The sequence below is a fragment of the Bacteroidales bacterium genome (assembly GCA_031275285.1).
Lineage (GTDB): Bacteria > Bacteroidota > Bacteroidia > Bacteroidales > UBA4181 > JAIRLS01.
Genome location: JAISOY010000028.1, coordinates 1 through 14,352, shown reverse-complemented (window position 1 = coordinate 14,352; position 14,352 = coordinate 1). Strand labels below are relative to the sequence as shown.

Here is a 14,352-nt window from a genome sequence, read left to right as displayed (position 1 = left end):
CTTATCTGGATACTTATGCCTGGGTGTTGTACAAATTAGGACGTGTGGAAGAAGCCATTGTAATGCTTGAAAAAGCTATGAAAAACGGAGGAGAAGACAACCCTGAAATAGTAGACCATATGTGTGAATTGCTGGTGGTGGCCGGTCGTTCCGACGAAGCGTACCATATTTGCAAATATGCTGTTGAACTGAATAACAAACAGGAAACCGTTGAACAAAAAATAAACTCAATAAAAGAACAGAAAAACAGAAAGGAAAAATAATATTCGGATAGTTTCTGTTGATTAACTCTTGAAAAATTAAGACTTTATAGAAAAACGGTTGTTATATATAGTGATTTCACTACATGCTACATATTGTTCCGTTGGTTTTACTAATAATATAAAAACTCCGATTCTGAATCTTCTAATATTTGGTAAACTAAGAAAAAGAAAAATAATTAGAGAATATCTTTCTTTTTGAGATTTTACATCATAAATGAATATAAATAGTATCTATTCCAAAGCCATCACTTCTCCGGTCAGCAATTTTAAGGCCGTTTCTGCTATTTTGGCATTGTATACGGCAACGATCATCCGGTTAGCAGTAGATATGTAACTTCTTTGCACTTCACGTAATTCAACGGCAGAAATAGCTCCGAATTTATAACGTTCTATTGAGATATCCAGGTTTTCTTCAGCCAGTTTAAGGTTCGAAGCTTCGAACTTAGCCAGTTTCCGGTTCACCTCATAGGCGCTATATGCTGTAGCTACCTGTGCCTCTATCTCTTTCTGCATTTCGTCATACCGTAATTCTGCTGCTTCTCTTTCCAGTTTTGCGTTTTTTATTTCCCGGTTGATATTCAATCCGTTAAATAGAGGAATACTTGCGGTCGCCCCATAATTGAAAGTATTCGATTTATTTACTTCTACCTGTCCGGACTCGGAATCTACCTTACTCATGGTATATGTGGAAGTAAGCCTGACTGTCGGATATCGGGACCCTTGTACTGACTTTAGGGCGAAAGAAGCAGCATTGGCAGACATACGGGCCAGTACCACATCCGGATTCTCCGCCAGGGCTTTATCATGTATCGGTCCATATTGAAGGCCTTGGTCAATGGAAATACTATCCGATGCAGTAAAGTCTGCTGTGATATCCCTTGCCAGTAACCGGTTGAGTTGGATTTTGGCATTTTTCAAACCATCTGTTTGTTGTATGTATGAAGCTGTATCAGCATTATAATCTACCCTGGCAGATAATAAATCTACTTTTGATACCTTTCCGGATTGGAACAGGTCATTGGCACTGCGTAACCGTTGGCGTGATATCTTGAGGATGTTCTCCAGGGCATCCATTTCCTGCTGGCGACTGACAATATCAAAATAAACGTTCATGATGGAGGAAATAGTTTCCTGAATGGTTGCCCGTAGATTTTCCTGGCCTATTGCTTCAAGCACTTTTAACCGGTCATAATTCGCAAACATGGTTAACCCGTCGAAAATAGTCCAGTTCAGGGCGACATTTGCGTTCAGGTTGGTGGATTTTGCCCCACTCCGGTCTTGTTCCCTCCCGTCGAAAAATTTCATATCACTGTCAGCTACTCCCTTGGTGATGGTCCCGTTAAGGGTAAGTGACGGCAACATTCCCGCATTGCCGATGGTGGCATTGTTACTGCTTATTTGCTCACTATTGCGGGAGAGCAGGATACTATAATTATTATCTAAACCTACGGCAATGGCGTCTGTAAGTGTGAGGACAGGAAGTTCCTGAGAACCTGCACAAAAACAATATGACAACAATGTTATGAAAAAGAGAGATTTATGCACGAATGAAGAAAAACGAATCATTTCTTATATATTGAATTACAGAATTATAAATAATCTTCCTCGCGGATGATCACCCGTTCTTTACTGGTAATAAAAGTATACATCACAGGGACGACGAATAAAGTAAGGATGGTTCCGAAAAGCATCCCGCCGACTACGGCGATTCCCATTGAAACACGGCTTTCGGCACCCGCTCCCAATGCCAGTGCAATAGGTAATATACCGAAAATTGTGGCAAGGCTCGTCATTAATATAGGGCGGAGTCGTGAAACAGAAGCATCTTTTACGGCTTTAAGGATAGAATGTCCCATATCACGACGCTGATTGGCAAACTCAACAATGAGAATCCCGTTTTTAGTGATAAGTCCGATCAGCATAATGATACCTATTTCACTGAAAATATTGATGGTTTGATCAAAAAACCACAGAGATAGAAGTGTTCCCATTAATGCCAGCGGAACAGAGAACATGATAATAAGAGGATCCCTGAAACTCTCAAACTGGGCTGCCAAAACAAGATATACGAGGAGCAGGGCTAGCCCGAAAGCGAAGTAAATACTATTTGAACTTTCGTTAAACTCACGGGCCTGACCGGATAGATCCGTTTTATAAGTATCATCCAATACTTTTTTTGATATAACATCCATAGCTGCAATACCATCTCCTAACGTGTAACCCTTTGCCATTGTCGCTGAAACCGTAGCTGATACATAACGGTTAAATCTGTATAACGATGGAGTATTACTTTTTATAGAGTCATATATTAAATTATCTAACTGGATCATGTTTCCGGTATTACTCCGTACATACAGTGCCGTGAGATTATCCGGTTTGTTACGGTCTTGTTTGTCTACTTCAACAATCACCTGATACTGCTTTCCATTCATGGTAAAATAATCGACACGTTGTCCTGCATAAGCCAACTGCATCGTTTGTGCAATAGCTGTAGTAGATACATCAAGTAAACGTGCTTTTTCCCTATCGATATTCACCACAAGTTCCGGCTTGCTGAACTTAAGATTGACATCGGCAAACGAGAAGGTCGGATCTTTTTGTACTTCATCCATAAAAACAGGGAGTATTGAGCGTAATTTATCCAGAGTAGCTGCCTGGATAACATATTGTACTCCTTGTCCCGATCGTCTGTCCCCGATGGTCGGATCCTGGGTCACCAGTATCTTCCCTTTTGTCATGAGCCGGGTATCATTTACAAGTTTGTCTGCTATTTCCTGTTGGCTACGGGTCCTTTCATTCGGATCAACAAGGAATGCGCGTACAAATCCCCAGCCTCCACGGACCATGGATTGCATACTTTTTAACTCGGGAACGGAATCGCGGACCATATCCGAAATCTCATCAATATATACTGCCATGCTTTCAAATGAAGTGCCTTCAGGAACACTTACGCGTAACGTAATACGACTGCGGTCTTCAAGAGGTGCTAATTCCGACTTAAGGTTAAGGAACAGTACAACAATAGCAACGAAAGCCCCTATGATAATTACAACGGATAACCACCGCATCCGGATGAAAGTACTGAGACCGTTGCTGTATGCATCTGATAGGGCCACAAAGAATCTTTCTGTTACCTGGTAAAATTTACTTTGGGAAGAAGATGGTTTCAAAATTTTGGAACACATCATTGGTGTTAAAGTAAGGGATATAAACGCAGATATAACAATTGCACCGGCAATAGCAATCCCGAATTCCCGGAAAAGTCTTCCTGTTGTTCCACTTAAAAATACTACCGGAAGAAATACACAAACCAGTACGATTGTTGTGGAAATAATTGCAAAATATATCTCTTTGGATCCTTTAAATGCAGCTTCAATAGGGGACATCCCTTCTTCTACTTTGGCAAAAATATTTTCCATCACCACAATGGCATCATCTACCACGATCCCGACGGCTAATACAATTGCCAGCAAAGTAAGTATGTTGACCGAAAAGCTGAATAAATACATAATAAAAAATGCCCCAACCAGTGATATAGGGATAGCTATAATCGGAATCAGCGTTGTACGCCAGTTACGTAAGAATAGGAAAATAATTATCACCACAAATACAAAGGCCAGTATGATGGTTTCCTCTACTTCCAGGATAGAATTTCTCACAAAATCCGTAGTATCCATGATCACTTCTACGGCAAGATCCTCCGGCATATCTAAAACGATTTCTTCAAGGCGCTTTTTAAATAAGTCGGATATTTCCACATTATTTGCTCCGGACTGAGGCAATATGGCAAGGATGACACATGGCTCTCCATTCAGTTTATTGATAGACTTTTCATTTTCCGCTGCAAATTGAGCAAAACCTAAATCGCCTAATTTGACAGGATTTCCATTTACTTCTTTAATGATCAATGCTTCAAATTCCTGAGGACTTCTGATCAGACCTAATGTACGTATTGTTAAATCAATGGCCGTACCTTCTATACTCCCGGAAGGCAATTCGACATTTTCGGCTGTAATCTGCGATCTTACATCTTCTGCCGTGAGATTGTAGGCCGATAATTTGGCCGGATCAAGAGCAATTCGGATTGCATAACGTTTTTCCCCATAAATACTGATTTCACTGATACCGGATATTGTTTGCAATTGTTCTTTAAAAAGCCTGTCGGCAATATCCGTAAGTTCCAACTGGTTCCGCTTTTCGCTCCGTATAGCCAACATAATGATCGGATTGGCATCAGCATCAGCTTTAGCTACGGTAGGTGGATCGCAATCCCGGGGAAGCCGGTTTTGTACCCTCGACACCCTATCACGTACGTCATTGGCGGCGGTCTCCATGTCCACACCAAGTTCAAATTCTACAGTAATGTTACTACTTCCGTCACTACTGGTTGATGTCAGGATACGAATACCTGCGATTCCATTGATAGATGCTTCAAGTATCTCAGTTATTTGCGATTCGATGATTTCGGCATTGGCTCCCGGATATGAAGTCCTTACATTAATGATGGGAGGGTCAACACTGGGATATTCGCGTACAGGCAGCGAGGTGAGCCCGATCATACCAAAGATGATGACAACTAATGACATCACAATAGCCATAACCGGACGCTTAATACTTGTGGATGCTAAGCTCATGCTTGTTTAATTATTCAATGACGTTTAATAGAACGCTTTGTTAAGTTTATATGAAACCTGGTTTCAGGTCTATGAAAAAGAAAATCCGGAATTCATTCAGGGTATCAATTGATTACGGCGGGAGTGACCATTGACCTAGGGGTAATTTGCATCATACCTGTTGTGATCAGTGTATCTCCGGAATGGATACCTCGCACAATTTCTACTTTACTGTTGGTACGGGTGCCTGTTTCAACTGTTACTTTTTCAACATTTCCATTGCGGAACAAATAAGCTTTTTGTCCATCTGTTTCAGATATTACAGCTTCAGTGGGAACCAGTATTACATTATCGCTTTTTTCCATTAATACATTGATTCTTACAAAAGCACCGGGGATAAGTTCACCTTTTAAATTAGGGCTGAGCGCTTTTAACTGTAAAGTACGGGTTGCCTGATCTATAGCAGGATCCACAGCATATACCGAAGCGGTACGTTCGTCAAGCATTCCTTCCAGCCTATATTTGATAACCGTATTTTTTCCCAGTACCCTTGAATATTTTTCAGGAACGGCGAATTGTATTTTTGCCGGATGATTGTTCACTAAAGACGCAATCTCAGTTCCGGGAGTAATATATTCGCCGGGTGATACTTTACGGAATCCGATTGTTCCATCAAAAGGAGCACGTATCTCTGTTTTTGATATCTGGGATTCAAACAGGGCTACATCAGCTTGTGCCGATTGAAGATTTGCATAAGCCACATCATAATCCTGACGGCTGATGGCTTCCCGTTCCAGTAATTGTTTCTGGCGGGCTTCCACTTCTTCTGTCAGCTTCAGGTTGGCCTGGGCTTTTGTTAATTGTGCCTGTAAATCATCATCATATACTTTTATCAGCAATGTTCCTTTATCAACCCGGGTACCTTCGTTGAAGAAGATCCCTGTAATTTTTCCCGACACTTCACTTTTCAACAGGACTTCTTCATTGGCTTCGACAGTCCCCGTTACAGAAAGTGTTTCGATAAAACTTTGCGGTTTAACGACCAGAAGGTTCACAGGTAAGGCAGCACGGGCCAGACCGCCTCCGGATTTCGCCTGTGCCGGCTTGGACCAAACAGCTTTATATACGATTGCTCCCACCAATGCAAGTGCCAAAGCAATAAAGAAGATATTTTTTACTTTCATTTTTAGAATATGATGTACAGTTTTTTACAAAAGAAAAACGATGATTTCCGACATAACAGGAATATGAACTAGCTTCCGGTATAAAGTTTTATTGTAAGAGTTTTACGTAACAAAATTTTATCATAAAACCATTTTACCAAAAAGTCATGCAATGTTAACCAATACTTGGCAAGAATGGTCACGAAAAAATCTTAATAATTGTTAAAGTCCTTTTCTTTAAGGAGATTCATGATTGAGTGTATTGTGGATCTATTGACCATATTCTTTCTATATTTATAGGATATAGGATGTAATTCGGCAATTTTTCGAAAGCAAGTTTTCTATAATTGCTCTCACCTTTCACTATATTTGCATTCATTTGAATGAAACGATCTAATATTTATCATTGTGAAAATCAAACAAAATAATATGCAGGTATTGTCCGACACCGTCCATATCAAAGTGCGTTTTAGTGAAGTAGATTCAATGAATATTGTGTGGCACGGGGCTTATGTTAAATATCTTGAAGATGGCCGCGAATCTTTTGGGAAAAAATATGGGATCACTTATCAGGATGTACTTGAATCCGGCTACTACATTCCGATTGTTAAACTTAACTGTGTGTATCAGCTTCCGCTACGTTACGGAGATTCGGCGATTGTAGAAACACGTTTTATCAATAGTGATGCAGCCAAGATACTTTTTGATTATTCCATATACCGGGAAAGTGACCAGGCATTGATTCTCGAAGCATCCAGTATGCAGGTGTTTCTGAACCAACAACAGGAACTGGAATTGAATACTCCGCCTTTTTTTGCGGATTGGAAAAAGAAGCATCTGGCATTTTTGTGAAATTTCAATATTCTCATCGGAATTTCAGTATTGGTCACGAATATAGTGTGAATGCGATAGAAATTCACTTTTTTACGGATAAAAACGCTTTAAATTTAAAGTTAGTGAATATATTTTTTGATAGTAACCCGAAAGAAGGCAATCAACTTTCCTGAAGCAAAACGGAGTTATGGTTTAGTCGCGCCCATGATTAATTCAATCAACAATGTCAAACCATTCTCCTACCATCTCCCGGTAGCGTTTCGAGACATCGATCTTTACACCTGAAGCAAGTTCCAATCGCCCAGCCGACATGCCTTTCACATAGTTCCTGTTTACAATAAAGGCTCTGTGCACCCTTGCAAATCGGTCATCCAGGACATTGCTCCACAGCGTGATATTCATTCTGGTACGGTATTGTTTTCCATCTGAAGCGACCACAAGCACAACGTCGTCACGCGACTCAACATACAATATTGTATCGATTTCTATCCTTATTTTTTTGCGTTCCGAGGTGAATTCCATAAATCTGTCGCGTACCTTTCCGACCAAGAATTTTGCTGCCAGAAACCTCTCAAAGCCCCAGAAGACAATCAATAAAAGCCAGATAAATAAAGGGTTGAATAGGATATTCATAGTTTCGGGAAGATGATACCCAAAGAGGTAGAAGCAGGAGAGGAAAATAGCAAGGTACTCGATAAGAAGGACAATCAATAGGAAATATATTGTTTCGAGAACTCTGCGGGAGCGATTTTGGGATGATATGGAACCACCGAGGAACTTGGCAAAAAGCGCCCCCGGAAGCATCATAACAGACAAAAAGAGCGCTGCAACGTAACTTTTCATCAGGCTCACAAAGAGCAGGCTGATCAGAATTACGGCAGCAAACCAATAGATTATTTCGAAATAACGTCTCATTTTGGATGATCTTCAAAACAAAAATAGTTAAAAATAGCCGACTGTTCTTTGACTGTTTCGATAATTGGGGATTTGGTTGCTTTATCGGGGGATTTGGTCAGGTCGGATGATACCAAAACAATTGAAACTGCGGTAACTTTGTATTGTTAAATTATTATTATCATTCACCTTAAAACTTTAATTTTATGTTCACTCTATTTGTTGAAGGCGGGGTTCCCTGGATGACTTTTATGACGCTTATTTTGATTGCTCTGTTCTTAGCCGCATGGAAAGCTCCTGCCTGGGTCAAGGAGATCGGTAAGTTCGCAGCTGCATTTGGGGTTTTTGCTACGTTGGTCGGAATTATGCAGGCGGCATTGGACATTGAGGCGGCTGGTGGGATCAGTCAAGTCATTGTCTGGGCCGGTTTGAGAGTTGCAGTGATTACAGCAGTATATGGATTGGTCATTTACATGATCTCTCTGATTATTCGTATGATTCAGAAGCCGCGGATCTGATCGTTGTAATGAGGCGCAACTTCAGCTGGAAAAGGTTGAATTCTAAGCCTCATGCAAATATTTTATCAGAAAAAATCGTGTAAATTTTCTTTTGCACGATTTTTCTATTTCACCCCACACATTCTCTTTCTTTTATTATGGGCTTCAGTATTGATTAAGTATTAGATCTGATCATATTTTTTCAGTACCCTTAATGCCCGTAATGTGTTCCAACGACTGGGTTCTCCGGCTTCTTCCATAGTGAAATGTACTATCCCCTGATGGGGTGAAGGGAGTTTCCATACACCGTCTTTTGTCCTCTTCTGCCGGATGATTTTCAGGGCATCCTCCATATTGGCTTGATAAGGTACATCCGCCAGTCTGAAATAATCCAGGGCTTTTAATATGTCGTAGTACCAACGTCCCGGATAGCACAATTTTAAAAATGCGGATTTGATGACGTCACCTGTTTTGTCGGACCGGAATAAATGGTGTTTCAGGATGAACTCCTGTGATGTCTTTTTTGCTTCCTGAAGTTCATCGATCCTGTACCGGTATCCGTTCTGTTCGAATTCTTCTATTCCTTCAAGCACAGATAGGGTGGTATGTAGCGAACTATGAACGGTATTTTTACGATTCGAATGGCAGTTAAATCCGCCATCCCCCATTTTTTCGCCGAGGATGAAATCGATCACTGATTGCAACAGTTTTTCTTCTGTCCGGAAATAACAGGCATAATTTAGCGCCATCCCATTGATACAGACATCACTCTGTTTGATGCTTCCAGAAGGATTGATCCCACCGTCAGTTCCTTTTGCATGTTCAAAAATGCGGTAGATGGTTTCTTTTGCCGGTTGGGTATCCGGTGAAATACAGAGGTATTTAAGATCCAGCAGCGTGTAATGCGATGAGATCCATTTGGGTTGGTAAAATCCATTTCCCCAGTGTCCGTTATCTTTGCGACAGGATAAAAAATGACGACCCCATCCTTCCGATCCGATTCTCTTTTGTAAGTCTGGTTTTTCAATGCCCAGTAAATCACGGTATGTCTGGTACCGGATGGAAATATCCCCACTTAAGAGCCATAACAGGATAGGGTCGTCATTCTTCAAATCCATTGAAAAACAGGTTCCTGAAAAATGGATGATGCAATTATTCCGAAAATAACCTTATGATAAGAATAGATCAGATTTAACTTTCGTTTTTCTGGGCGAAAGCGGCCTTATAAACGATGCCGGCCAGGAAAGCTCCGGCCAATGGAGCCAGAATGAATAGCCATAACTGCTCTAATGCCCATCCTCCCACGAAAAAGGCCTGGCTGATGGAACGGGCCGGATTAACAGATGTGTTGGTAATAGGAATGCTGATCAGGTGTATCAATGTAAGAGTCAAACCAATGGCTAATCCGGCAAACCCGGCAGGTCCCGTTTTATCCGTAACTCCCAGTATCACCAATAGAAAAATAAAAGTAAGTGTGGTTTCTGCAATCAATGCGGCCAACAAACCATATCCTCCCGGAGAATGTTCTCCATAACCGTTTGCCGCAAAGCCACCTATTCCCGAAAAATCGGTTTTATTAGATACAATGAGGTAAATTACGGTTGCAGCAAGAATGGCTCCCAGGATCTGTGCACCCATATAGGGTAAAAGATCTTTTCCGGGCATCCTTCCTCCTGCCCACAGACCAAATGATACAGCAGGATTCAAATGAGCACCGGAGATATGACCGATTGCATATGCCCCTGCTACAACGGTTAGTCCAAAGGCCAAAGCGACACCTAATATGCCGACAAAATTGGCAGAAGATGCAAATACGGCTGTACCACAACCACCAAGAACCAATATAAATGTACCAATGAACTCAGCTAGAAATTTCTGATTTGTTTTCATGATCGATTAATTTTAAGTATTTACTTTATATATGATTCCCGTGTGTATTTGATTGTTTATTAACTTTTAATATTTCATCAGATATTCTGATAGTTTCCTGAAATAAAAAAATAGGGAATAGTATTAATCAAAACTATTCCCTATTTTACTTTTATTCATTTTTTTGCTTTTGTATCCATTCTGCCGCATTGACAAATGCTTCCACCCACGGGGTAATCTGGTCATGTTCCCGAGATGCGGGATAATAAGGCCAGTTCCATGGATAAATGGCACGTTCCGGATGAGGCATCATGGCCAGATGCCTGCCGTCCTTACTATATATACCGGCAATTCCCATCGGTGATCCGTTTGGATTGGCCGGATAAGCGTCATAACTGTATGTCAGCCCGATATGATAATGTTCCGCAGGCATAGGAAAGTTGAATTTACCTTCACCATGCGCGATCCATACTCCCAGCCTTGATCCGGCCATCGATTGCAGCATCACGGAATGGTTTTCAGGAATAGTTACATTGATGAAATTGCTTTCAAATTTCCTGGAATCATTAGGCTCCATGGTTGGTTTTTGTTCATCCTCAGGAGTCAATAAGCCCAATTCGACCATCAATTGGCAACCGTTACATATACCCAGGCTTAACGTGTCAGGACGGGCATAGAAACGGGTAATGGCTGCTTTAGCTTTTTCATTGTAGAGAAGTGCTCCCGCCCATCCTTTGGCAGAACCCAGTACATCGGAATTAGAGAATCCTCCTACAAAGACGATCATATTCACATCATCCAAAGTTTCCCGTCCGTCGATCAGGTCGGAGGTATGTACATCCTTTACATCCATTCCTGCCAGGTGCATCATCCATGCCATCTCCCGGTCTCCGTTCGAGCCTTTATCCCTTATAATGGCCGCTTTCACTCCGCTTGGTGTTTTCCGGTCGGGGTTAATGTCATATTGATCAAAAGACCCTTTAAAATGAGGTGGGAAAACATATTCAAGGTGTTGGAACTTATAATTGCTGAATCGTTCTGTTGCTTTTTTCTTACCACTTTGCCGTCCATCCAGGAGATAAGACGTTTTGAACCAGAGGTCCCTCAGTTGATCGATATCGAATTTATATTTTTCTCCTTCGCAGAAAGCCCGTATAATCCTCTTAGGGATAGGTTTACCGATTGTGTAAGCTTTTATTCCAGCCAATCCGAATGCTTCATGTACCTTTACACTGTCCGCTTCTTCTACCTGTATCACTAAAGCAGGATTTTCTGCAAATAATAACCTGATAATATCGGAATCCCAGTTTTCACGTTCGCTGGCAACTGAAGTCAGGTCTACTTCCATACCCCCCTCCCTGTTGGCGAAGCACATTTCGAGTAATGTTGTGATCAATCCGCCTGATGAGACGTCATGCCCGGCAAGGATCAATCCTTTACCGATCAGGCGCTGGACGACATCGAAGGCTTTCACAAAATAGGTCGTTTCGGCAATATCTGGAACAATATCCCCGATTTTCCCGATGATCTGTGAAAAGCTGCTTCCTCCTAATGCAAAAGGAGAACGCGATAGGTCAACATAAATAATATGGGTGGATTCGTCATTAACCATCACAGGGCGTACGACTTTACGGATATCCGATACCTGTGCTACGGTGGAAATAATGCATGTCCCGGGAGAGAAAACAACTTCCCCGTCCGGATATTTCTGGGTCATGGATAAAGAATCTTTTCCGGTCGGGATATTGATGCCCAGATCGATGGCAAATTTGCTGGCAGCTTCTACTGCACGGTACAAAAGAGCGTCTTCGCCAGGGTTTTTGCAGGGCCACATCCAGTTAGCACTTAAGGAGACACCTTTCAACCCATCGCTAAGATGTGCCCAGACCAGGTTGGTCAGTGCTTCGGCAATTGCTATCCGGGAGCCGGCTGCAGCATCAAGCATTGCGACTCCTGGAGCATGGCCTATGGAAGTAGCCATACCGTATCCGCCTTGATAATCCAATGCCACAACACCCAGGTTGTTCAAAGGTAACTGGATTTCACCGGCTGTCTGCTGCAGGGCAATCAGCCCTGTAACAGAGCGGTCGACTTTATTGGTCAACCAATCCTTACAAGCTACAGCTTCAAGTTGTAACAGGCTTTCAACATACTCCTGTATTTTATGCTTCTCATATTCGATAGGCTCGAATTTTTTTTCAATCGTGGTGTCGGTCATCACTGTCCTGGGAGTATTCCCAAACATGTCTTCCAGCAGGAGGTCGATCGGCTTTTCTCCTGTTTTCGTATCTTCAAAAGTGAAACGATGGTCTCCGGTAGCATGTCCTATGACATACATCGGGGCCCGTTCCCGTTTTGCTATATCACGGAGCAACTGTACATTTTCCGGTTTCATGATCAATCCCATACGTTCCTGGGATTCATTGCCCACGATTTCCTTATCGGAAAGGGTAGGATCCCCGACGGGTAAACGGCTCATGTCGATGATGCCGCCCGTTGCTTCCACCAGTTCCGAAAGACAGTTAAGATGTCCGCCGGCTCCGTGGTCATGGATGGAGATGATAGGGTTTTCCTTACTTTCAGCTAATGCCCGGATAGCATTGGCTACACGTTTCTGCATCTCGGGATTTGAACGTTGTACCGCATTCAGTTCAATAGCATTATTGTATTCTCCGGTGGCTACAGATGACACGGCACCTCCACCCATACCGATCCGGTAGTTGTCACCACCCAACAGTACTATTTTATCTCCCTGTTCGGGAATATCTTTCTCACTATCTTCTTTTCTGGTATAACCAATGCCTCCTGCAAGCATGATGACTTTATCAAAGCCGTATTTTTTCATGTTTTCGACATGCTCGTAGGTGAGTACACTGCCGCAGATTAATGGTTGTCCGAATTTGTTACCGAAGTCACTGGCACCATTCGATGCCTTGATCAGGATATCTAACGGAGATTGATACAACCAGGGCCTCGGGGTGATTTTTTCCCATGTGCGGCCTGTTTCCTGAAAACGGGGATAGGGAGTCATATATACTGCCGTTCCTGCAGAAGGAATAGCGCCCTTACCACCCGCTAGCCGGTCACGGATCTCTCCGCCACTTCCTGTAGCAGCTCCGTTGAACGGTTCAACGGTAGTCGGGAAGTTATGGGTTTCCGCCTTTAAAGAAATAACTGATGATTCATCCCGGATGGTAAAAAAATCAGGTTGATCTCCTCTTCTGGGTACAAACCGCCTGATCTCGGGTCCTTCAACAAATGCACAATTATCTTTATAAGCAGAAACTATTTTGTTATGATTTACTGAGGAGGTTCGCCTGATCATCTGGAATAAGGTAGATGGCATTTCTTCTCCGTCAATCACAAATTTTCCATTGAAAATTTTATGGCGGCAATGTTCCGAATTGACCTGTGAGAACCCGAATATCTCACTATCCGTAAGTTGTCTTCCTAATTTTTCCTGTAACCCTTCCAGATACGTAATTTCATCTTTGTTCAATGCTAATCCCTCCTGTTGATTATAGGCGGCAATATCACTGATGTATAAAATAGGATCGGGTTCTTTGTCAATAGTGAAGATATCATTTGTCAGGTTTTCGTAAAGCGCCTGAAGCATCGGATCGTAATTGCGCGGTGCATTTTCTTTTGGAGGTGTGGTCGGTACAAAACGTTCAATACGCACAATGTCATGTATGTTCATATTCAACGTAATATCTACTGCATTTGTACTCCATGGTGTGATCATTTCCTTTCTCGGTCCAATAAACCACCCTTGAATATCTTGCAATTCAATGTATTTGGCTTCTCCAAAGAGCCACTCCAGTTTGGAAATGCTTTGTCCGGATATCGTACTGGCTGATTTCACAGCAATTATTTCCTCAAGCTTATTACGAAAAAAGTATATCATAATGATCGTTATGCATTATATATTTTGAAAGTGCAAAGTTCGTATTTTTTAATGAAGAATCAAACTATCATCCTCCTTAAAAAACAAAACATTATTACCTGCTTAACAACAAAATCTTACACCGAAAATAATCAGTATTAAGAGATAAGTAATATAAAACAATTAATGTTATATTTTCTGAACGTAATCCATTTGATCAATGTGACTTAATGAAACAATTAATAGCACTGAGTGCTTAAAAATAAATTATTATGTCTAAAAAAACGAACCTGTGTTATATTTTTTTACCTTTGCAGCCTGAATAAAAAATGA

10 protein-coding genes are annotated in these 14,352 nt (G+C 41.7%); 3 read left to right on the top strand and 7 right to left on the bottom strand.

Features of this window, described 5'->3' with window-relative positions; genetic code table 11:
• A partial coding sequence (locus LBQ60_02465; protein ID MDR2036766.1) for a hypothetical protein occupies positions 1-263 on the top strand: 263 nt, incomplete at its 5' end.
• Between the two features lie 231 nt (positions 264-494).
• Here the strand turns inward: LBQ60_02465 and LBQ60_02460 are convergent.
• From LBQ60_02460 to LBQ60_02450, 3 genes are all read right to left on the bottom strand, one after another.
• Positions 495-1,829 carry a TolC family protein gene (locus tag LBQ60_02460; protein ID MDR2036765.1) on the bottom strand — a complete coding sequence of 445 codons (1,335 nt, stop codon included), beginning with the start codon at positions 1,827-1,829 and terminating at the stop codon, positions 495-497.
• A gap of 23 nt (positions 1,830-1,852) precedes the next feature.
• Positions 1,853-4,897 (bottom strand): efflux RND transporter permease subunit, encoded by a 3,045-nt coding sequence (locus tag LBQ60_02455; protein ID MDR2036764.1) that lies wholly within the window; start codon positions 4,895-4,897, stop codon positions 1,853-1,855.
• A gap of 104 nt (positions 4,898-5,001) precedes the next feature.
• Positions 5,002-6,060, bottom strand: coding sequence for an efflux RND transporter periplasmic adaptor subunit (locus tag LBQ60_02450; protein MDR2036763.1), 1,059 nt, complete (start codon positions 6,058-6,060; stop codon positions 5,002-5,004).
• Between the two features lie 408 nt (positions 6,061-6,468).
• Here LBQ60_02450 and LBQ60_02445 point away from each other — a divergent pair, with 408 nt between their 5' ends.
• Entirely contained in the window at positions 6,469-6,891 is a 423-nt protein-coding gene (locus tag LBQ60_02445) for an acyl-CoA thioesterase (GenBank protein MDR2036762.1), read from the top strand.
• A 195-nt stretch (positions 6,892-7,086) separates the two neighbouring features.
• Here the strand turns inward: LBQ60_02445 and LBQ60_02440 are convergent, their stop codons facing one another.
• Entirely contained in the window at positions 7,087-7,788 is a 702-nt protein-coding gene (locus LBQ60_02440; protein MDR2036761.1) for a LytTR family transcriptional regulator DNA-binding domain-containing protein, read from the bottom strand.
• 185 nt (positions 7,789-7,973) lie between these two features.
• On the opposite strand from LBQ60_02440, the gene LBQ60_02435 reads away from it, so the two are divergent.
• A complete protein-coding gene (locus tag LBQ60_02435) occupies positions 7,974-8,285 on the top strand; it encodes a MotA/TolQ/ExbB proton channel family protein (protein ID MDR2036760.1) in 312 nt (103 codons plus the stop codon).
• A gap of 161 nt (positions 8,286-8,446) precedes the next feature.
• On the opposite strand, the gene LBQ60_02430 is transcribed toward LBQ60_02435, so the two are convergent.
• From LBQ60_02430 to purL, 3 genes are all read right to left on the bottom strand, one after another.
• Positions 8,447-9,382 (bottom strand): hypothetical protein, encoded by a 936-nt coding sequence (locus LBQ60_02430; protein ID MDR2036759.1) that lies wholly within the window; start codon positions 9,380-9,382, stop codon positions 8,447-8,449.
• Positions 9,383-9,455: 73 nt separating this feature from the next.
• Positions 9,456-10,157, bottom strand: coding sequence for an aquaporin Z (gene aqpZ / locus LBQ60_02425; protein MDR2036758.1), 702 nt, complete (start codon positions 10,155-10,157; stop codon positions 9,456-9,458).
• A gap of 148 nt (positions 10,158-10,305) precedes the next feature.
• Entirely contained in the window at positions 10,306-14,040 is a 3,735-nt protein-coding gene (gene purL, locus LBQ60_02420) for a phosphoribosylformylglycinamidine synthase (GenBank protein MDR2036757.1), read from the bottom strand.
• Positions 14,041-14,352 lie beyond the last annotated feature (312 nt).

Excerpts from the sequence above, each read along its gene's own strand:
- LBQ60_02460 (MDR2036765.1), bottom strand. The coding sequence starts at position 1,829 with ATGATTCGTTTTTCTTCATTCGTGCATAAATCTCTCTTTTTCATAACA.
- LBQ60_02455 (MDR2036764.1), bottom strand. The coding sequence starts at position 4,897 with ATGAGCTTAGCATCCACAAGTATTAAGCGTCCGGTTATGGCTATTGTG.
- LBQ60_02450 (MDR2036763.1), bottom strand. The coding sequence starts at position 6,060 with ATGAAAGTAAAAAATATCTTCTTTATTGCTTTGGCACTTGCATTGGTG.
- LBQ60_02445 (MDR2036762.1), top strand. The coding sequence starts at position 6,469 with ATGCAGGTATTGTCCGACACCGTCCATATCAAAGTGCGTTTTAGTGAA.
- LBQ60_02440 (MDR2036761.1), bottom strand. The coding sequence starts at position 7,788 with ATGAGACGTTATTTCGAAATAATCTATTGGTTTGCTGCCGTAATTCTG.
- LBQ60_02435 (MDR2036760.1), top strand. The coding sequence starts at position 7,974 with ATGTTCACTCTATTTGTTGAAGGCGGGGTTCCCTGGATGACTTTTATG.
- LBQ60_02430 (MDR2036759.1), bottom strand. The coding sequence starts at position 9,382 with ATGGATTTGAAGAATGACGACCCTATCCTGTTATGGCTCTTAAGTGGG.
- purL (MDR2036757.1), bottom strand. The coding sequence starts at position 14,040 with ATGATATACTTTTTTCGTAATAAGCTTGAGGAAATAATTGCTGTGAAA.